This is a genomic window from Novosphingobium sp., from assembly GCF_965229225.1.
Taxonomy (GTDB): domain Bacteria; phylum Pseudomonadota; class Alphaproteobacteria; order Sphingomonadales; family Sphingomonadaceae; genus Novosphingobium.
In genome coordinates this window covers 754,268-772,710 of record NZ_OZ245867.1, presented here as the reverse complement: position 1 = coordinate 772,710, position 18,443 = coordinate 754,268, and the positions used below count along the sequence as shown (strand labels likewise).

At 67.6% G+C, this 18,443-nt stretch carries 17 protein-coding genes; 5 read left to right on the top strand and 12 right to left on the bottom strand.

What is annotated here, in order from left to right; genetic code table 11:
• Positions 1-5: 5 nt before the first annotated feature.
• On the bottom strand, positions 6-2,693 hold the full coding sequence (locus ACO06X_RS03270; RefSeq protein WP_421838570.1) for a hypothetical protein: 2,688 nt from the start codon (positions 2,691-2,693) through the stop codon (positions 6-8).
• Between the two features lie 72 nt (positions 2,694-2,765).
• Here ACO06X_RS03270 and ACO06X_RS03265 point away from each other — a divergent pair, with 72 nt between their 5' ends.
• The 4 genes from ACO06X_RS03265 to ACO06X_RS03250 all read left to right on the top strand — a co-directional run bounded on the left by ACO06X_RS03265 (position 2,766) and on the right by ACO06X_RS03250 (position 6,804).
• On the top strand, positions 2,766-3,071 hold the full coding sequence (locus ACO06X_RS03265; RefSeq protein ID WP_421838569.1) for an Hpt domain-containing protein: 306 nt from the start codon (positions 2,766-2,768) through the stop codon (positions 3,069-3,071).
• Between the two features lie 77 nt (positions 3,072-3,148).
• Positions 3,149-4,393, top strand: coding sequence for a hypothetical protein (locus ACO06X_RS03260; RefSeq protein ID WP_421838568.1), 1,245 nt, complete (start codon positions 3,149-3,151; stop codon positions 4,391-4,393).
• 51 nt (positions 4,394-4,444) lie between these two features.
• A complete protein-coding gene (locus ACO06X_RS03255; RefSeq protein ID WP_421838567.1) occupies positions 4,445-5,401 on the top strand; it encodes a hypothetical protein in 957 nt (318 codons plus the stop codon).
• The gene (locus tag ACO06X_RS03250; RefSeq protein WP_421838566.1) at positions 5,398-6,804 is read left to right on the top strand and encodes a sensor histidine kinase; all 1,407 of its coding nucleotides are present in this window, start codon (positions 5,398-5,400) and stop codon (positions 6,802-6,804) included. The genes ACO06X_RS03255 and ACO06X_RS03250 overlap by 4 nt, the downstream gene beginning before the upstream one ends.
• Positions 6,805-6,807: 3 nt before the next feature.
• On the opposite strand, the gene ACO06X_RS03245 is transcribed toward ACO06X_RS03250, so the two are convergent.
• The 3 genes from ACO06X_RS03245 to gltX all read right to left on the bottom strand — a co-directional run bounded on the left by ACO06X_RS03245 (position 6,808) and on the right by gltX (position 9,878).
• Entirely contained in the window at positions 6,808-6,999 is a 192-nt protein-coding gene (locus ACO06X_RS03245) for a hypothetical protein (RefSeq protein ID WP_421838565.1), read from the bottom strand.
• Positions 7,000-7,029: 30 nt separating this feature from the next.
• Positions 7,030-8,316, bottom strand: coding sequence for a citrate synthase (locus ACO06X_RS03240; RefSeq protein ID WP_421838564.1), 1,287 nt, complete (start codon positions 8,314-8,316; stop codon positions 7,030-7,032).
• Between the two features lie 80 nt (positions 8,317-8,396).
• A complete protein-coding gene (gene gltX / locus ACO06X_RS03235) occupies positions 8,397-9,878 on the bottom strand; it encodes a glutamate--tRNA ligase (protein ID WP_421838563.1) in 1,482 nt (493 codons plus the stop codon).
• Positions 9,879-9,990: 112 nt separating this feature from the next.
• On the opposite strand from gltX, the gene ACO06X_RS03230 reads away from it, so the two are divergent.
• On the top strand, positions 9,991-12,141 hold the full coding sequence (locus ACO06X_RS03230; protein ID WP_421838562.1) for a ComEC/Rec2 family competence protein: 2,151 nt from the start codon (positions 9,991-9,993) through the stop codon (positions 12,139-12,141).
• Here the strand turns inward: ACO06X_RS03230 and lexA are convergent.
• From lexA to ACO06X_RS03190, 8 genes are all read right to left on the bottom strand, one after another.
• Complete coding sequence (gene lexA, locus ACO06X_RS03225; RefSeq protein ID WP_421838561.1) at positions 12,135-12,827, bottom strand: transcriptional repressor LexA; 693 nt, start codon at positions 12,825-12,827, stop codon at positions 12,135-12,137. The two genes, ACO06X_RS03230 and lexA, sit on opposite strands and share 7 nt — an antisense overlap.
• Before the next feature lie 78 nt (positions 12,828-12,905).
• Entirely contained in the window at positions 12,906-14,114 is a 1,209-nt protein-coding gene (locus ACO06X_RS03220) for a molybdopterin molybdotransferase MoeA (protein ID WP_421838560.1), read from the bottom strand.
• A complete protein-coding gene (gene moaC, locus ACO06X_RS03215; protein ID WP_421838559.1) occupies positions 14,111-14,581 on the bottom strand; it encodes a cyclic pyranopterin monophosphate synthase MoaC in 471 nt (156 codons plus the stop codon). The genes ACO06X_RS03220 and moaC overlap by 4 nt, the downstream gene beginning before the upstream one ends.
• A 173-nt stretch (positions 14,582-14,754) precedes the next feature.
• Complete coding sequence (locus tag ACO06X_RS03210) at positions 14,755-15,447, bottom strand: aspartate/glutamate racemase family protein (protein ID WP_421838558.1); 693 nt, start codon at positions 15,445-15,447, stop codon at positions 14,755-14,757.
• A complete protein-coding gene (locus ACO06X_RS03205; protein ID WP_421838557.1) occupies positions 15,444-15,839 on the bottom strand; it encodes a ribonuclease HI in 396 nt (131 codons plus the stop codon). Before ACO06X_RS03205 ends, ACO06X_RS03210 begins: the two co-directional genes overlap by 4 nt.
• Positions 15,832-16,620, bottom strand: a complete 789-nt coding sequence (gene trpC / locus ACO06X_RS03200; RefSeq protein WP_421838556.1) for an indole-3-glycerol phosphate synthase TrpC — start codon at positions 16,618-16,620, stop codon at positions 15,832-15,834. The genes ACO06X_RS03205 and trpC overlap by 8 nt, the downstream gene beginning before the upstream one ends.
• Positions 16,621-16,842: 222 nt before the next feature.
• Positions 16,843-17,838, bottom strand: a complete 996-nt coding sequence (gene trpD, locus ACO06X_RS03195; protein WP_421838555.1) for an anthranilate phosphoribosyltransferase — start codon at positions 17,836-17,838, stop codon at positions 16,843-16,845.
• Positions 17,835-18,431 (bottom strand): anthranilate synthase component II, encoded by a 597-nt coding sequence (locus tag ACO06X_RS03190; RefSeq protein WP_421838554.1) that lies wholly within the window; start codon positions 18,429-18,431, stop codon positions 17,835-17,837. The genes trpD and ACO06X_RS03190 overlap by 4 nt, the downstream gene beginning before the upstream one ends.
• Between the last annotated feature and the right edge of the window lie 12 nt (positions 18,432-18,443).

The following is an 18,443-nucleotide window of genomic DNA, read 5'->3' as shown; positions in this document are numbered from 1 at the left end:
CGCCCTTACGTCCGCAGCCGCTCGATCCCCTGCGCGAGCGCCACGTAGAGCTTGCCCATATCGGAGGAGAGCAGCGTCACGCCCAGCGCATGGCCGTCACGGGTCGAGAGCAGCTGGCGCAGCATCGCCTCGAAATCGTGGACGTAGCGGTTCACGTGGCCGCGGAACTCGGTGTCGCTCTCGTAGTGCTGCTGCACCGCGCGGGCTTCGCTGCTCTCGAGCAGGCTGACCGCGCGGCGGGTGAAGATGCCGCGGTCGCCGCGCAGGTACGAGGCCCAGGCGGTTTCCGAAACGTCGGCAGAGAGCACCTTGGTGATGTCGATCGCGGTGGAATTGAGCGATTCGGTAATCAGTGCGGTGCGGCGCGCGAAATCATTGTCGACTTGCTCCTCGGCGCGTTCGCGCGCGCGGGCGACCCGGTTTTCGAGATTGCCGGCCAGTTCGTCGACCTTGGCGAGCTGGTCGCGCATCTGGATCGCGGTCTCGCGGCTTGCGGCAGCAGCGCTGTCGATCGCTTCTTCGAGCCGGGCCACCAGTTCGGCGCCGCGGCCCTGCAACACGCGGACGATGGATGCCGAAAGCTGCCCGTCGATATCCTGCGAAAGCGCCTCGCTGTCTTCTCGCGCTGCGGCGAGAAGCGCGCGCAGTTCGCCAAGGCGCGCTTCCTGTTCGGCGGCCTGCGCGGCAAGCGTCTTCTGCATGCGCGCTGCGTCCGCCATCGCGGCCTTCAGGCTGCTGCGCGTGTTTTCCGCGTCCTGCGACAGGGCGCGGCCAGTCTCGCCTGCCTCGCCAAGCGCAGCGCGCATCTGTTCGACCCGGTTTTCGAATGCGCCAAGCCCGGCTTCGGCGCGGCCCAGCGCAGCGGGAAGCGCCGTCCCGGCGTGGTCGCTGCCCGCCTGGATGAGCTCAAGCAGCCGCACCGCCGAATCGGTCAGCGTGCCGAGCTGCCCGTCGGTGCCATTCAGAGCCTGGCGCATGTCCACAAGGTGCTGATTGAGGGCAGCCTGCGCGCGGTCGATGGTCGTCGCAGCGGCATCGCCGGTTTCGCCGGAGAGCTTGAGGGTCGCGCTGAAGCCCGCGACTTGCGCGGCAATCGCCTCGCACTGCTGGCCCAGCGCGCGCGCTTCTTCCAACTGGCGCTGGCGCTGCGCTTCGACGGCGGTATCGAGATCGGCAAGCTTGCGGGCAAGTGCCTCGGCCGCTTCGGCCCCGGCAGCGGCCATCGCGGAACGGCGTTCGCGGATCGCGCTGTCGAGATCGCTGAGGCTCTGGGTGAGCGCGGCGCGCTGCTCGGCCGAGGCGACTTCGAGATTCGCGCGCCGGGCGGCGAGCTGCTCGTCGAGCAAGGTCGCATCCTCGGCAAGGCGACGGGTGAGATCGGTGGCATTGGCCTCGAACGCGGCAAGCCGATCCCGCGAGGCGGAGATCAGCGCTTCGTGATCGCTGCCGAGCGTTTCGATGGCATGGCGCAAGGCCGCCAGCTGTGTCTCCGAACGCTCGGCAAACTGGCGCAGCGCGGTGTCTTCGGCGCTGCTCAGCGAGCGGCTGAACGCGCCGCTTTCCGCGCGCATGGCGGCAAAGCGCGCGCCGAGCGCGGAAAGGGTGTCTTCCTCGCTGCGGATGATCGCCTCGCGCTGGCGGGCAAGCTCTTCGTGGAGCGTTTCGGCGCGGGTGCGGATGGCGGCGAGCGCAGCGATCTCTTCGGCATCGAGGCGCTGGCGATGCGCTTCGGCGCCTTCTTCCAGGGCTGCGAAGCGCGTCACGCTGATCTGGGTGATCCGCGCCGCGCTTTCCTCGAAGGCCGCAAGGGCTGCATCGACGGATTCGCGCACCGTGCCGACCTGCCGTTCGCTGGCGAGGCCGAATTCGTTGAGCCGCTGGAACCCGGCGACGAGGTCTTCCAGCTGGGCATGCGCCGTGCGCCCGGCGTTCGCGATGGTGTTGGTGACGTCCTTCGCCGAATTGGCGATCACGGGCAGCTGGCCGCGCAGCTTTTCCATGTTTTCCAGCGCGTGGTCCGAAACCGTGCCGATGCGATCAACCTGCGCGCCGTTGCTGGCGATCAGGGCCTGCAATTGCCCGGCATTGCCGCTGATCCGCTCCACCGCAATGCGGCCCAGCGATTCGAGATCGCGGCCCTGCGCCGCCAGGAAATCGCGCGCGAGCGAAAGTTCGGTGTTCACTGCGGCCAGGCGGCGCTCAAGCTGCTGTGATTCGATGCGCAGCATCTGCGCGGCATCGCCGAAGCGCGCGGCCTCGCGCCGGCTGCCACGCCGTACGAGCAGGAGCGCAACCAGCACTACGAGCACCGGCGCAGACCACGCCGAGACGAGTGCAGTCCACACGCTCAGGGGCTGGGCTTGCTGAAACGCGGCCCAATTGCCCATCACGAAAGCGGCCGTCCACGCCGCAATCAGCGCGCCGCCGATGGCAAGGCCGAGCCATTCGCGCTGGAGCGGAAGCCTGTTGTCTCCATCATCGTCCCAAACGGCCATACTGTCTTCCGGGGTTGGCGCGATCGGCCAGCCGCTGTCCGCAACATCATCTTCCGCCGCAGCCAGCGCCGCGCCGGCATCGGCTTCCTCGAGCAGCGCTTCGTTTGCCAGACGTTTGCCCAGCCGCACGGCAGCAGCATTCGCTGCGTCGTCGTCCGCGCCACTTTCGATCGCGATGATCTTTCTTCCCCCGGCCATGTCGGAGACCTTAACACACATGGGGCTGCCGCTTAAAGCGGGGGTTAACCCAAAGCCGATATTCCCTTTGGCATGGCTTATCTTGGCGATGCGATCGATGCCCACCTGGCGGCGGCAACCGGTGACGATGCGGACCTCTTTCGCGAACTGAGGGCCGCTTTCGTCGAATCCGCCCGCCGCCAGCTTGATCTGCTGGGCCGCGCCCGGTGCGACGGCAATTGGGGAATGGCTGCCATGCGCCTGAAAAGCCTTGCCGCGACGTTCCACGCCGAAGAGCTCATCGCGCTTGCCGATCAGGCCCTGCAGGGCGCACCGGGAGAGCCGGTCGTGCTTCGCCGCATTGCCGCAGCGCTCGATTCGATCGAACCTACCAGCTGATTCGCCCTCACACTTGACCCGCACACTTGGCATTGCTGCCCGGCGGCCCTAGCATAGGGCAAAGGGAGGTCGCCGCCTTGCGGGTCGCATTGCTGTCGTTGATGGACGCCGCTCAGGGCGAGCCACAGGGTCTTCGCGGCCTGCTGCCGATCGGCGGCCGCTCGATTCTGCGCCATCAACTGGGCCTTGCCATGGCGCTGGGCTGCTCGCGCATCGTGGTTCTGGCCGAAACGCTCACGAATGATCTCGTCGTGCTTCAGCATGCGGCGGAGGCGGGCGGGGCACGCTTCCACGTAGTCGCCTCGGCCCGTGCACTGGCACCTCTGGTCGCGGCCGAGGACGAACTGCTCGTGCTGGGCGAAGGGCTGCTGGCCATGCCCGAGGATGCGCTGCGTCTGCTCGGCGATGGCCCGGTTGTGCTGACGCTGCCGGTCGAGACCGGCCTTCCGCTCGGCTTCGAGCGGATCGATATCAACAATGCCGGCGCAGGCGCAATGCTGCTGCCGGGCAAGCTGATTGCCGCGCTGGGCGATTTGCCGGGGGACTGGAACCCCGGCTCGGCGCTGCTGCGCATCGCCTCTCAGGCGCGGATCGTGCAGCGTGAACTGCCGCAACTCCTGCTCGATCAGGGTCGTTGGCGCCTGATCCGCGACGAGGCCGAAGCGCACCGCGCAGAGCCGGGCTGGGTGCGGTTGCACACCGCCAGCGCGCAGGTCCGCTCGCCAGGTTTGTGGCTGGCGGCAGGCGTGGTGCGCACGCTGGGGCCGGCGCTGCTGCATGCCGGCACGCGGCCCTACGTGATCGCGCTGGGCGCGGTCATTACGGCTCTGCTGGGCACTGGTGCGGGCTGGTTCGGCTGGTGCGGACCGGGCTTTGCCATGCTGGCGCTGGCGTGGCTGGTCCACCAGGTGGCGGGGCTCCTCGCCCGGGTCGAACGGGATTCGCTGATCGCGTCGTCGGGCGTCGCCCCGCTCGACCAGCTGGCCGACTGGGTTCTGGACGGCATGTTCATCACGCTTTGTGCTTGGCGGAGCGAGATTCCTGCGGTCATCGGCGTGCCGTGGGGCATCGCGTGGTTTCCGCCGGTGGTGCTGTTCCTGCTGCTGCGGCTGCTTGTCCGGCTACGAGGCGACGAGGCGTGGATCTGGTGGCTCAACGATCGTTTTGTGGTCGGTACGTTGCTGGCGCTCTCCAGCATCTTTCTGCCATTCGATCTCGCGCTGCGCGCGCTGGTCGTAACGCTCATGGTCGTGGGGCTGTTTCTCACCGCACGCATCGATGGTCCGGGGAGCGCCTTGCCCGCTGGAGGGCGGCCTGCGTGACAGTCGACCGCCTAACTCCGAATTAACCAGCACAGGCTTATGCTGGTGACAATGGCCATACCCGCATCTTCCGGCGCTTCGGCAACCGCGATCCCTTCGCCGCTGGCGGAAGAAATCGCGGCTGCGCGCGGCGCTGTGGCCAATGCCGTGCCCATCCTGCGGCATCTTCTGCGCAGCGACGACACATCGATCTTCAGCGACGAGATCGTCGCGCGCGTGCGCGGCATGTTCGTCGATGCAGCGCGCCAGCTGGTCGTTGCGCTGGCCGAGGCGGCAGGCCATTCCGAGCCCGAGGGCTGGGCGCATCAAGCGGCCGACGAACTGGCCCAGGTACTTGTCGAGAATCCTGCCTTCCTCGAACATTTTCATGCCCTTGCGCTGGAATGGCAATGGACCGTCAAGCTCGAGCGCAGCCGCGCGCTCGATCCGGTGCTGCCGCCGCTGCTCCAGGCGCGTATGGCCGATCCCGATGGGCAGGCCTCGGCAGGCGCGATGACCCTCCTCGCCGCGCAGGCCCGCTTCTGCCAGAGCCAGCGGCGCATGCAGCTGCCGCTTGGCGAGTTGCCGGGTGATCTGGTCCACATCGCGCTGGTCACCCTGCGGGCCCATGTCGGGATGGATGCCTCGGCGGATGCCTATGCCCTGATCGCCGAACGCGGCGTGCGCGCCGGGATCGACGAGAGCCGCTCACGCCTCGCGCAGATGAGCCGCGTGCTCGATGCCATGGGGGGCACCGCGCTGACGGCGCTCGATGTCGACAAGGCGGGGGTCGCGCTGTTTCTGACCGCGCTCGCGCGCGGGTCGGGGTTGAGCCGCGAGGCCGCGACCATGGCAACCGTGGACAGCCAGTTGCCGCGCTTCCTGCTGGCGCTGCGCGCCTGCGGCCTTGCACCCACTGCGGTCGCCGCTGCCGCACTGGCGTTCCATCCCGACGCCATTCTGCCGCAGGGCTATGCCGAGCTTTCGCCCGGCGATGCTGCCGCGCTGCTCGGTGAGGTGGCAGCATGAGCGCGCTGCGCGAACAGGGCGCCGCGCCCACCACGCCCGGCGGCATGATCCGCGCCCGCACCGATGGCACGGACCAGCTGATCGCAGCGGACGAGCCGCTGGCCGGTCTGCAGCTCCGCAGCGGCAGTGCCGTGCCCGGCGCCATCGCGTTGCCGGCGCTGCTTGCGCTCGTGCGCCGCGTGCGCCGGACCGGACAGCCTGCCTCGCGCACCATCCTTTCGGTCGACGAAGGCTACCCGGTCACCGCAATGGCGTTCGTGACGCCGGAGGGCGCGGGAACCGCGATCGAGCTCAGCCAATGGCATCGCGGCGAGGAAACTGCCGCCGAATTGCCCGTGCCGGACGCGCTACTGCACCATCTGGCCGAGGCCGAGATCCTGCTCGACGAGGCGCAACGGGTCATCGTCGCCGATGTGCGCGCGGCCGATCTGGCTGGCCTTGCGGCTGCGCTGGAAACGGGGCGAGGGCGCTACTGGACCGATTTCGTGACCATCGACCGGGTGAGCGATCTGATGACGGCGCGGCAGGGGCCGCTGCACTGGCGCCTGCTCGATGATGCGCCGTTCACGGTCGAAGGCTCGGTCCGCAACTGGCGAGCACGCATCCTCCCGCGCGCTCAAGGCGGCTTTGCACTGCTGGCGATTCCCGAGGCTATCGAATCTCTGCCTCCCAGCGCTGAGCCAGCCGAGGTCAAGCCGGAGGAGGCAGAAGCGCAGCCTGGCTGGAACCGCCTGCTGGGCCGCGATCTGGCGCCGGCGCTGCGTCAGCCGATCGCCCGCATCATTGCCAATGCCGAAACGATCCGCACCCGACTGGCGGGGCCGCTGGCAGATGAGTACGCGAGCTATGCGCGTGATATCGCCGATGCCGGCCGCCACCTGATGAGCCTGATCGAGGACCTTGCCGATCTCGAAGCGGTCGAGGCGCCGGGCTTCGCGCCTGCGCCCGATCATATCGATCTGGCCGATTGCGCACGGCGGGCTGCGGGCATCCTTTCGGTGCGTGCGCAGGAGCGCGGCATCACGCTCGTCACGCCGGAAAACGGCGCCCGCGTACCTGCCATCGGTGAGTTCCGCCGCGTGCTGCAGGTGCTGCTCAATCTTGTCACCAATGCCATCCGCTACAGTCCGGAAAGCACAACGGTCACGCTTGAGGTCGGGCTGGATCAGCGCGGTGCATGGATCGCCGTGCAGGATGAAGGGCGTGGCCTCACGGACGAACAGGCCGAGCGCGTGTTCGAGAAGTTCGAGCGACTTGGCCGTAGCGGTGATGGCGGGACCGGCCTCGGTCTCTATATCTCGCGCCATCTCGCGCGCGCCATGGGCGGCGATCTCGTGGTGACGAGTGCGGCGGGCGAAGGCGCGCGCTTTGAACTGACCCTGCCGGCCGACGTGACGGCCTGAGCCTCAGCGGCGGCGCTGGGCGAGGATCAGCAGCCCGGCTCCGGCAGCGGCGAGCACGCCGCCCCACAGGATCCAGACTTTCTGCTCCAGCATGAAGCTGGAAGCCGGCCACATGATGAGACCGGCGCCCTGGCCCATCCAGAGCAGGCCCATGAGGAGGGCGGCGATACCGAAAGCACGCAAGATCAGGCTCAAGCTACTTCTTCGTCTCGCCGCCCCGAAGGCTTAGCGCTTGTCGACGGGCACGTAGTCGCGCTGTACCGGCCCAGTGTAGAGCTGGCGCGGACGGCCGATCTTCTGGCCGGGATCGCTGATCATTTCGTTCCACTGGGCCACCCAGCCAAGGGTACGCGCCAGCGCGAACAGCGCGGTGAACATCGTGGTCGGGAACCCGATCGCCGAAAGGATGATGCCCGAGTAGAAGTCGACGTTGGGGAACAGCTTCTTCTCGATGAAGTAAGGATCGCTGAGCGCCAGTTCCTCGAGCCGCAGGGCGGTCTCGAACAGCGGATCGGTGACCTTGAGCGAGGCGAAGACCTCCCGCACCGTCTGCTGCATCACCGTCGCGCGCGGGTCGTAGTTCTTGTAGACGCGGTGGCCGAAGCCCATCAGGCGGAACGGGTCGTTCTTGTCCTTGGCGCGCTCGATATAGTGCGGGATCCGGTCAGGCGTTCCGATTTCCTTGAGCATGTTGAGCGCGGCTTCGTTCGCACCGCCATGTGCCGGGCCCCACAGACAGGCAATGCCGGCCGCGATGCACGCGAACGGGTTTGCGCCCGAAGAACCGGCCAGGCGCACGGTCGAGGTCGAGGCGTTCTGCTCGTGATCGGCGTGGAGGATGAAGATGCGGTCGAGCGCCCGCTCGACCACCGGGTTCACCTCGTATTCCTCGGCCGGGACCGCGAAGGTCATGCGCAGGAAGTTGCCGGTATAGGACAGATCGTTGCGCGGATAGACGAAGGGCTGGCCGACCGAATACTTGTAGGCCATCGCCGCGATCGTCGGCATCTTGGCGATCAGGCGGTGGGCGCTGATCTTGCGCTGTTCGGGGTCCGAAATGTCGGTCGAATCGTGATAGAACGCCGAGAGCGCACCGACGACACCGCACATGATCGCCATCGGGTGCGCGTCACGGCGGAAGCCGCGATAGAACACCGAAAGCTGTTCGTGGACCATGGTGTGGCGGGTGATCGTGCGGCTGAAGTGCGCCAGCTCTTCAGCCGAGGGCAGTTCACCGTTGAGCAGCAGGTAGCTGACTTCCATGAAGCTGGAATGCTCGGCCAGCTGGCCGATGGGATAGCCGCGGTGAAGCAGCACGCCTTCATCGCCATCGATATAGGTCAGCGCGCTGTCGCAACTGGCCGTGCTGGTGAAACCGGGGTCGTAAGTGAACTTGCCGGTCTCGGCATAGAGCTTGCGGATGTCGATGACATCGGGTCCGATCGTTCCGCTCTTGATCTGCATGGCGATGGTCTTGTCGCCATCATTCAGGGTCGCCTGGTTGTCGCTCACGATCTACCCTCCTGTTTGCTCATTCTATAGCGGCTGGAAGCCGGCTGGGTTGGGTTCGGGCCGGGGCCCGGAAAGTTACATCACGGGGCCGCTGCCTGGTCTGCGATCCGGGCGAGCGACTCGTCTCGTCCCAGAAGTACCAGTACGTCGAAAATTCCCGGCGAGGTAGTCGTGCCGGTCAACGCCGCGCGCAGCGGCTGCGCCAGCTTGCCGAGACCAAGGCCGCGCTCCTCCGCCATCGCCTTGAGCGAGGCTTCGAGCGGCGCCGCCGTCCATTCCTCGCCCGCCAGCCGCCCGGCCATCGCGCCCAGCAGCGCGCGCGCATCGTCCGTCAGCAGGCCAGCGGCCTTTTCATCGAGCGCCAGCGGGCGCTGCGCAAAGAGGAATCGCGCGCCGACGGCCAGTTCGTCGAGGTCAGCTGCGCGGACTTTGAGCACCGGCATCGCTTGGGTCAGCAGGACGAGGCCCGCATCGTCCAGCCCGCCCATACGCTGCGCCACCAGCCCCGCCAGCCGCGCATCGTCCGCCTCGCGGATATAGTGACCGTTGAGGCTCTGCAGCTTCTTGAGGTCGAACCGCGCCGCACCCTTGCCGACATCGCCGATCTCGAACCACTCGACCGCCTGTTCGCGGCTGATGATCTCGGCATCGCCGTGTCCCCAGCCGAGCCGGAGCAGGTAGTTGAACACGGCTTCGGGCAATAGTCCAAGCTCATCGCGATAGGCATCGACGCCGAGCGCGCCGTGGCGCTTGGAAAGCTTGGCCCCGTCCGCGCCGTGGATCAGCGGGATGTGCGCATAGGCCGGATCATCCCAGCCAGACCCTTCGACCACCTGCATTGCGCGAATGATGACGAGCTGGCGGAAGGCGTTGTTGATGTGATCATCGCCGCGGATCACGTGGGTTACGCCCATGTCGTGGTCGTCCACCACCACGGCGAGCATGTAGGTCGGCGTACCGTCGCTCCGGAGGATGACGTAGTCGTCGATCTCCACGTTCTGGACGGTGATCGGGCCCTGCACGAGGTCGTCGATGGTCGTCGCGCCATCGCGCGGCGCCTTGATCCGCACGACCCATGGCTGGCCTTCGGGCCAGGTCGAAGGGTCGGCATCGCGCCATTCGCTTTCGATGCGGAAGGGGCGACGCTCGGCCTGCGCGGCGGCGCGGCGGGCAGCGAGCTCCTCCTGCGTGAGGTAGCAGCGATAGGCGTGGCCCGCCTCGAGCAACTTGTACGCGACTTCGGCATGGCGCTCGGAACGCGCGAACTGGAACACCGGTTCCGCATCACCGCCCAGGCCCAGCCAGCCCAGGCCATCGAAGATCGCCTCGATTGCCGGTTCGGTCGAACGCGCGCGGTCGGTATCCTCGATGCGAAGCAGGTAAGTGCCGCCGTGGTGACGGGCAAACAGCCAGTTGAACAGCGCGGTGCGCGCGCCGCCGATATGCAGGTAGCCGGTCGGCGAAGGGGCAAACCGAGTGACCACGCCCTTGCGCCCGATCACAGCTGCCGCAGCAGCGCCCGCGCCTGATCCTGCAGAAACGGTATCACTGGCGCTTGCCATCGGAGGCGCGATCCTTCCTAATCCGAACATGTCGCCGACCGTGGCCCAACCTCTTGGCGAACCTGCGTCGCGGCGGACACGCCTCTGGGACAAACTCGCCGCCTTGTCCAGCATGCACCGCACCATTGAGGCGTTCCTCGCCGCGCGTCCGTTCGAGCGCGGACCATGGCTGGCGGTGGGCTTCGGCATTGGAATCGCTTGCTGGGCCGTGTTCGCGGGGCCGTGGCAATGGGCGGGCTTCCTCGCATTGTGCGGTGCGGCGGTAGCGGGCGGGTTGCTGATCGATTCGGAAGGCGATCTTGGTCACTTGCGCTCCGCATTGATCGGCATGGCGCTGATGCTGGCGGCGGGTTGCGCCGTGATCTGGGCCAAGTCGGTACTGGTGGGCGAGGCGGGCATTGCTCGGCCCGAAGTCGTGATGATCGAAGGCCGCGTGATCGACCGGCAGGTGGAAGGCGCGCGCGACCGGGTGCGCCTGCTGATCAGGGCGCGGGTGCAAGGCCATGCCGAGCCGTTGCAGGTGCGGCTCAACCTGCCGGACGAGAATGACCAGCCCGGCCTTGTCGAAGGCGCCGAGGTCCGCCTGCGCGCCCGGCTGATGCCACCCGCACCGCCGATGCTGCCGGGTTCCTACGATTTTGCTCGCGCTGCGTGGTTTCAGGGCCTGGCCGCCACTGGCAACGTCGTCGGATCGGTCACCATCGTCGCGCCCGCGCAGGAGGGTTGGTCGCTGCGGCGTTGGCAGCAAAGGCTGGCCGATCATGTCCGCACGCAGCTCTCGGGTTCGCCGGGCACGATCGCGGCAGCCTTCGCCAGCGGTGACCGCGGCGCGATTGCGCAGGATGATGAGGAGGCGATGCGCGATGCTGGCCTCACGCACTTGCTCTCGATCAGCGGCCTGCACGTGAGCGCGGTGATCGCGGGCGCCTATTTCCTCACGATCCGGCTGCTTGCGCTGTTCCCGTTCATTGCCTTGCGCGTGCGTCTGCCGCTGCTGGCGGCAGGTGTCGGCGCGGGGATCGGCCTGTTCTACACCGTGCTGACCGGCGCCGAAGTGCCGACGGTGCGGTCGGTCGCCGGTTCGCTGCTGGTGCTGACAGCGCTGGCGTTGGGGCGTGATCCGCTCTCGCTGCGGCTGCTGGCGACGGCGGCGCTGATTGTCATGCTGCTCTGGCCCGAAGCCGTGCTGGGGCCGAGCTTTCAGATGAGCTTCGCCTCGGTGATCGCGATCGTGGCGTTCAGCACGTCGGCACCGGCCAAGGCATTTCTTTCACACAGCCATGAGGGGTGGGTGACGCGGCTGGGACGGAATCTGGCGATGCTGCTGATGACGGGGCTTGTGATCGAGCTGTCGCTGATGCCGATAAGTCTGTTCCACTTCCACCGCGCAGGCATCTATGGCGCGGCGGCCAACGTGATCGCGATCCCGCTTACGACGGTGCTCACGATGCCACTTATCGCTCTGGCACTGGCGCTCGACCTTGTCGGGCTGGGCGCGCCGGCGTGGTGGGCGGTAGGCAAGTCGCTCGAACTGCTGCTGTGGCTCGCACATCTGGTGGCGGGCCAGCCGGGTGCGGTGACGATGATGCCGGGGATGAGCGGCGGGACGTTCGCGCTGTTCGTCGGCGGGCTGCTGTGGCTCGCGCTGTGGAGCGGGCGTGTGCGCCTCTGGGGCTTCGCGCCGATCGCGCTGGGGGCGCTGGCGCTGATGTTGACGCGCACGCCGGATGTGCTGGTTTCGGGCGATGGGCACCATGTGGGGATTACCGGTGAGGGGCCGGACCTGCTGGTGCTGCGCGCGGTGCGTGAGGAGAGCTACACCCGCACGGCGCTGCTGGAAAACGCGGGAATGACGGGCGATGCGGTGGCGCTGGAGGACTGGAAGGGCGCGCGGTGCAACCTGGATTTCTGCGCCGTCTCGCTCGTGCGGGGCGGGCGACGGTTCGATCTGCTGATGGCGCGGGGCAAGGACCTGGTGGCGATCCCGGTGCTCGCGGCGGCCTGCGCGCGGTCCGATATCGTGGTGGCGGATCGCCGCCTGCCAAGCGCCTGCAAGCCGCGCCTGCTGAAGGCAGACCGCGCGCTGCTGGGCCAGACAGGTGGGTTGGCCATCGATCTCGTTTCAGGCCGGGCGCGAACGGTCGCTGAAACCCAAGGCGATCACGGCTGGTTCCGCCGTCTTCCCCCTTGGCAGCCAAGGCGGAAGGGGAAAGGTCCGGCCCCGATAGCTACCGAGGGGCCGGACCCTGCGCCCACTCAGTGATAGCGGCGGAGAAGCCCCGCGAGCTTGCCCTGAACCTGGACTTCGTGCGGCTGGTAGAACTGCGGATCATAGGCCGCATTGGCGGGATCGAGGCGAACCATGCCGCGTTCGCGCCGCAGGTACTTGAGCGTTGCCTCTTCGCCCCGCACCAGCGCGACGACAATCTCGCCATCGCGCGCGGTATCGGTGCGGCGCACGAGCGCATAGTCGCCATCAAGGATACCGGCTTCGACCATGGAGTCGCCCGAAACTTCGAGCGCATAGTGCTCGCCCGAGCCGAGCAGTGCGGCAGGAACGGGGAGCATCGAAGTGCCTTCCATCGCCTCGATCGGGACGCCGGCGGCGATGCGGCCGTGGAGCGGGATCTCGATCACGTCGTTGGCGGGCTCGCGCGCGGGGGCAGGGCTGCGCAGCGGGGCGAGCGCGGCGGTCGTGCTCGCCGTAGCGCGCTGCGCGGGCTTGGCGCCGCCCGCATCGCTTTCGCGGATCACTTCGAGGGCGCGCGCGCGGTTGGGCAGGCGGCGGATGAAGCCGCGTTCTTCCAACGCCGAGATCAGCCGGTGCACGCCCGACTTCGACTTGAGATCGAGCGCTTCCTTCATTTCCTCGAACGAGGGGGAGATGCCGGTTGCCTCAAGGCGGGTCTGAATAAAGGTCAGCAGTTCATGCTGCTTGCGCGTGAGCATCCGTGCGCACTCCCATTTAGTGAACGAATGCGGAACGAATAAGCAACGAAAAAGAGGTCGTCAAGCAATTCCGTGCATTTACAGCAGGTATACAGGAACAAACTGACCTGCAGGTGTTTCGGGTTCGTTCGCCGGTCGCACGACGAGGGCGTTGGCGCGGGCAAGCGATGACAGCGCGCCGGAATCCTGCAGTCCGTCGAGCGAGACTTCGCCCGCGTCCCACACGGCGCGCAGGAATTCCATGCGACTGCCACCTGCGGGCATGGCTTCCTTGAGCGCGGCGGGGATGGGGCGGGGCATCGCATCGGCAGCCCCCAGCGCGGCGCGGATGACAGGCAGGAGGAAGAGGAAACCGGTGACGAATGCGGCGGCGGGGTTGCCCGGCAGGCCCAGGATGACCTGCGCCCCGCGTCGTGCGACCAGCAACGGTTTGCCGGGCTTGATCGCGACGCGCCAGAAGGCAAGTTCCGCGCCGAGTTCGGCAAGTGCGGGGCGGACGAGATCGTGATCGCCGACCGAAGCGCCGCCGCTGGTAACGATGACGTCCGCATTGCGCGCGGCGTCAAACGCGGCTTTCAGCGCCTCGAGCCGGTCCGGTACTGGGCCGATCCGGGTGATCCGCACGGCGGGCTGGGTGGCAAGCGCGGCAAGCATGGCGCTGTTGCTGGCGGGCAACTGGTGATCGGCAAGCTCGGCGCCGGGTGCGGCAAGTTCGTCGCCGCCATCGATCACCGCGAGATGGAGTTGGCGGCGAACGGGCAAGTGCGCGTGGCCTGCGGTGAGCGCCAATGCGATCTGCGCGGCGCGGATCTTCGTGCCGGGGGCCATCAGCACATCACCGGTGCGGAAATCCATGCCGGCGGGGCGGATATGGCGGGAAGGCGGATCGGGCGGCGTGCCGGTGAGGGTGAGCGTATCGCCCTCGCGCGATGCATCTTCCTGGATGAGCACCATGTCCGCGCCGGCGGGTACCAGCGCGCCGGTGCTGATGCGCGCGGCCTCGCCCAGGCCGACGGTGCCACTGAATGGCCGGCCGGCAGCGCTTTCCCCGATCACGCGCCAGGGACCGGGGAGATCTGCGGCGCGCAGGGCGTAGCCGTCCATCGCCGAAACATCGGCAGCAGGCTGGGTGCGCAGCGCGACAAGCGGCTCGGCGAGATGGAAGCCGAGGCAATCGGCGGTGGCGCGGTGCTCGATAGGGAGCACCGGAGCTATCGCCATGAGGCGGCGCTGGGCTTCTTCGAGCGGGAGCGGCGGGTTGGGGCGCGCGGGTGTCTGGTCGGTCAAGGTGCGCGCCAATCGCCCGATTTGCCGCCACGCTTTTCGATCAGGCGGACGCCATCGATCACCATGGCTTTGTCGATCGCCTTCGCCATGTCGTAGACGGTGAGGAGCGCGACCGAGACTGCGGTGAGCGCTTCCATCTCGACCCCGGTGCGGCCGGTGAGCGAGGCAGTGGCGCGGGCCTCCACACCATCCTCCACGAAAGCAAATTCGACGCTGACGGCATCGAGTGCAAGCGGGTGGCACAGCGGGATCAGCTCGGCGGTGCGTTTGGCGGCCATGATCCCGGCGATGCGGGCGACGGCGAGGACATCGCCCTTCGGCGTCGTGCCATCACGCAGGGCTGCGAGCGTGGCGGCGTTCATGCGGATCCGGCCGAGCGCGACGGCGACGCGCTGCGTCTGCGCCTTGCCGCCGACATCGACCATGCGGGCGCGGCCTTGCGAATCGAGGTGGGTAAGCTCGCTCATGCCCTGAAATCCAACAAAGTTGACACAGTTGACACAGTCCTGAGCGAGAACGCGAGGGCGGGGTCTTCGGGGCGGAAAAGTGGCTCAAGCACCAAGGAAATACGCGGTTTCATAGGTCTTGTGATGCCACAAGGATCGGCTGTAGGACAGATGGCAATGCTGATAGCGCGCCGTCAGCCCAGAGCCAGCGCGACAGCGGCTTCGGCGTGCAGGCGGGTCGTATCGAACAGCGGCACCCCGCTGTCTTCCGGGCCGATGAGGAGCATGATTTCGGTGCAGCCGAGGATCACCGCTGTGGCCCCGCGCGCGATGAGGCGAGCGATCACGGCGCGATAGGCTTCGCGGGAGGCCTCCTCGATCCGGCCCGCGACGAGTTCCTCGTAGATCACGCGATGGACGAGGGCGCGGTCTTCGGCCTCCGGGATGAGGACTTCGAGGCCGTGTTGCTCTTCGAGCCGGGCGCGGTAGAAGGCCTGTTCCATGGTGAAGGCGGTGCCGAGCAGGGCGACCCGGGTGTGGCCGCCGGCCTTCAGCGCTTCTGCCGTGGGATCGGCGATATGGAGCAGCGGGAGGGCGCATGCCGCCTCGATTTCGGGCGCCGATTTGTGCATCGTGTTCGTGCAGATCACGAGGGCTTCAGCGCCAGCCGCTTCGAGCCGGCGGGCGGCATCGACCATCAGGGCATCGAGCGCGCGCCATTGGCCGGCAGCCTGCAGCGCCGCGATCTCGGCGAAATCGAACGACCACAGGACGAGGCGCGCCGAGGCCTTGGGGCCGAGCCGATCGCGCACGCCCTGGTTGATCAGGCGGTAGTATTCGGCGGAGCTTTCCCAGCTCATCCCGCCGATCAATCCCAAGGTTTTCATCTGGGCCAAGCCTTTGCGAGAGCGATTCCGGCGAGGTTTTGCGTGCGGTTGATGCGCCGGATGCGGATACGGGTGAAGCGGGTGGCCTGCTCCTGAAAGCGGGCGTGGAAGCGGGCGAAGGCAGGGCGGGGCCCCAGCGTGCCGCTGGCCTGCGCAACGACCATGGCGGAATCGCCGAGGAGGACGACGTCTGGCGCGCCGAGCCCGCTCGCCACGTCCAGCGCATCGAGCAGGGCCTGCCATTCGGCTTCATCGTTGGTGCCGTGGCCGATGGCCGGGCGGTGCCAGATGCGTCCGCGCGCCGCGACGGCGGTTTCCATCATGCCGGGATTGGGGCGGCAGCCGCCATCGAAAAACAGCTTGAGCGCCCGCGCGTTCTTGATCTCAACCATTCAGCAGCGCGCGGGTTGCCGCCGCGACATCGGCATGGCGCATCAGGCTTTCGCCGACGAGGAAGGCTTTCGCTCCGGCCTGCGCCAGCGTCAGCACATCCGCGTGGCCGCCGATGCCGCTTTCGGCCACCAGCAGAGTGCCTTCGGGCGCGAGCGGGGCGAGGCGGGCGGTGGTGCCGAGATCGGTTACGAAGCGCTTGAGATCGCGGTTGTTCACCCCGATCAGGCGCGCTTGCAGGCGCGCGGCGCGCTCCATTTCGGCCTCGTTGTGGACTTCGACGAGGACGTCCATGCCGTGCTCGCGCGCGGCGGCTTCGATTTCAGCCATCTGGCCATCGTCCAGCGCGGCAACGATGATCAGGATGGCATCGGCCCCGATGGCGCGGGCTTCGGCGCATTGCCACGGATCGACCATGAAGTCCTTGCGCAGCACCGGCAGATTGCAGGCGGCGCGGGCGGCGACGAGGTAGTCCTCATGGCCCTGAAAATAGGGCGCATCGGTGAGGATCGAAAGGCAGGTGGCGCCGCCTGCTTCATAGGCGCGGGCGTGGGCGGGGGGATCGAAATCGGCGCGGATCAGGCCTTTGGAAGGGCTGGCCTTCTTGATTTCGGCGATGAGAGCGAAACCGGTTTCTGCCTTGGCGCGCAGAGCCGCTTCGAAGCCGCGCGGGGCGGTCTGTTCGGAAGCGCGTGCGGCGAGATCGGCGAGCGTGGACGCGGCTTTGCGAGCGGCGACTTCCTCGCGCTTGGTGTCGCAGATTTTCGTGAGCGTGTCGGTCATTTGTCGCGGCTTTAGGGGGGCGGGGGGCGCAAGGGAAGATTGTTTCGCGCGGAGGCGCGGAGGAGAAGAGGAAGGGATTGGGTTCGCGCAGAGTTCGCAGAGAGCGCAAAGGGGTTGCGCCGCAGGCGAGCCTTGTTCCTCACCGCATACGCGATCATGAAAGCGGCTTCGCCGCAGCACGACATCTCTGCGCTCTCTGCGAACTCTGCGCGAACCCAATTCTTACTTCAGTGCAGCGATCCAGCAGTTGAGCAAGGCGTTGGCGAGGCCCTTGTCGATGGCTTCGGCGGCTTCTTCCACCCCTTCATGCCAATCAGACGCTTCGCCCGCGACGATCAGCGCGGCGGCGGCGTTGAGGAGAACGGCGTCGCGGTAGGGGCCGGGTTCGCCTTGCAGGAGCGCGCGCAGGGCGGCCGCGTTGTAGGCGGGATCGCCGCCGCGCAGGGCATCGACCGGAGCGCCGGGGAGGCCGGCGTCTGAGGCGGTAACGCGGCGCATGAGGATGTTGCCGCCCTTCACCTCGGCGAGTTCGTTGCCGCCCGCGAGGCTGAGCTCGTCAAGCCCTTCATCCCCCGAGACGACGAGGCTGTGATCGGTGCCGAGGCGGCGGATGGCTTCGGCATAGATGGGCACGTAGGCCGGCCGCGCGATGCCGACGAGCTGGCGGCGCACGCCCGCCGGGTTGGCGAGCGGGCCCATGAGGTTGAAGATCGTGCGGCGGCCGAGTGCCTTGCGGATCGGTGCGATGCGCGCGAGCGCGGGGTGGTGGCGCTGGGCGAAGAGGAAGCAGATGCCGAGATCGCCGAGGGTGTGTTCGGCGGTTTCGGCGGCGCGGCCCAAATTGAGGCCGAGGGCCTCCAATGTATCCGCAGCGCCCGCCTTGCTGCTGGCGGCGCGGTTGCCGTGCTTGGCGACGGGGACGCCGCAGGCTGCGACAACGAGGCTGACGGCGGTGGAGACGTTGAGCGTGTGGTGACCGTCGCCGCCGGTGCCGCAAACGTCGATGGCATGGGCAGGCGCATTCACCGGGATCATCCGGGCACGCATCGCGCGGGCCGCTCCAGCGATCTCGGAGGCGGTTTCGCCGCGTTCAGCGAGCGCGATCAGGAAGGGCGCGATGCTCTCGTCCGGCACGGTGCCATCGAGGATGGCGCTGAACGCGGCTTCGGCTTCGGCTTCCTCGAGCGGGGCTTCGGTGACTGCGGGAAGCGAGGTCATGCCGCGAGGTGGGTGGGCATCTTCGCGGTGATGCCGCACATGGCGAGGAAGTTGGCGAGGAGCGCGTGGCCGTGCTCGGTCGCGATCGATTCGGGGTGGAACTGCACGCCGTGGATCGGGAGCGAGACGTGGCGGAAGCCCATGGCGTGGCCGTCGTCCGAGGTCGCGTTGACGACGAGGCTTTCGGGCACGTTCTCGACCACGAGGCTGTGATAACGCGTGGCAGTGAAGGGCGAGGGGAGGCCAGCGAAGAGCCCGCTGCCGTCATGCGTTACGGGCGAGGTCTTGCCGTGCATCAGCCCGCCGCGCACGACATTGCCGCCGAAATACTGGCCGATCGACTGGTGGCCGAGGCAGACGCCGAGCAGCGGCACGCCGACATCCGCAGCGGCGCCGACGAGATCGAGGCTGATCCCCGCTTCGTTGGGCGTGCAGGGGCCGGGCGAGATCAGGAACCCCTGCGCGCCGGTCGAGATGGCCTGCCCCGCAGACATCGCATCATTGCGCACGACCTCCACCTTCGCGCCCATTTCCATGAGGTAGTGGACGAGGTTCCAGGTGAAGCTGTCGTAGTTGTCGATGACGAGGATCATGGCCAAAGTACC

What these genes read in the sequence shown, in the direction of transcription:
- ACO06X_RS03270 (WP_421838570.1), bottom strand. Translation starts at nt 2,693, where the DNA reads ATGGCCGGGGGAAGAAAGATCATCGCGATCGAAAGTGGCGCGGACGAC.
- ACO06X_RS03205 (WP_421838557.1), bottom strand. Translation starts at nt 15,839, where the DNA reads ATGGTTGAGATCAAGAACGCGCGGGCGCTCAAGCTGTTTTTCGATGGC.
- trpC (WP_421838556.1), bottom strand. Translation starts at nt 16,620, where the DNA reads ATGACCGACACGCTCACGAAAATCTGCGACACCAAGCGCGAGGAAGTC.
- ACO06X_RS03210 (WP_421838558.1), bottom strand. Translation starts at nt 15,447, where the DNA reads ATGAAAACCTTGGGATTGATCGGCGGGATGAGCTGGGAAAGCTCCGCC.
- lexA (WP_421838561.1), bottom strand. Translation starts at nt 12,827, where the DNA reads ATGCTCACGCGCAAGCAGCATGAACTGCTGACCTTTATTCAGACCCGC.
- trpD (WP_421838555.1), bottom strand. Translation starts at nt 17,838, where the DNA reads ATGACCTCGCTTCCCGCAGTCACCGAAGCCCCGCTCGAGGAAGCCGAA.
- ACO06X_RS03250 (WP_421838566.1), top strand. Translation starts at nt 5,398, where the DNA reads ATGAGCGCGCTGCGCGAACAGGGCGCCGCGCCCACCACGCCCGGCGGC.
- ACO06X_RS03265 (WP_421838569.1), top strand. Translation starts at nt 2,766, where the DNA reads ATGGCTTATCTTGGCGATGCGATCGATGCCCACCTGGCGGCGGCAACC.
- ACO06X_RS03255 (WP_421838567.1), top strand. Translation starts at nt 4,445, where the DNA reads ATGGCCATACCCGCATCTTCCGGCGCTTCGGCAACCGCGATCCCTTCG.
- gltX (WP_421838563.1), bottom strand. Translation starts at nt 9,878, where the DNA reads ATGGCAAGCGCCAGTGATACCGTTTCTGCAGGATCAGGCGCGGGCGCT.
- moaC (WP_421838559.1), bottom strand. Translation starts at nt 14,581, where the DNA reads ATGAGCGAGCTTACCCACCTCGATTCGCAAGGCCGCGCCCGCATGGTC.
- ACO06X_RS03190 (WP_421838554.1), bottom strand. Translation starts at nt 18,431, where the DNA reads ATGATCCTCGTCATCGACAACTACGACAGCTTCACCTGGAACCTCGTC.
- ACO06X_RS03230 (WP_421838562.1), top strand. Translation starts at nt 9,991, where the DNA reads ATGCACCGCACCATTGAGGCGTTCCTCGCCGCGCGTCCGTTCGAGCGC.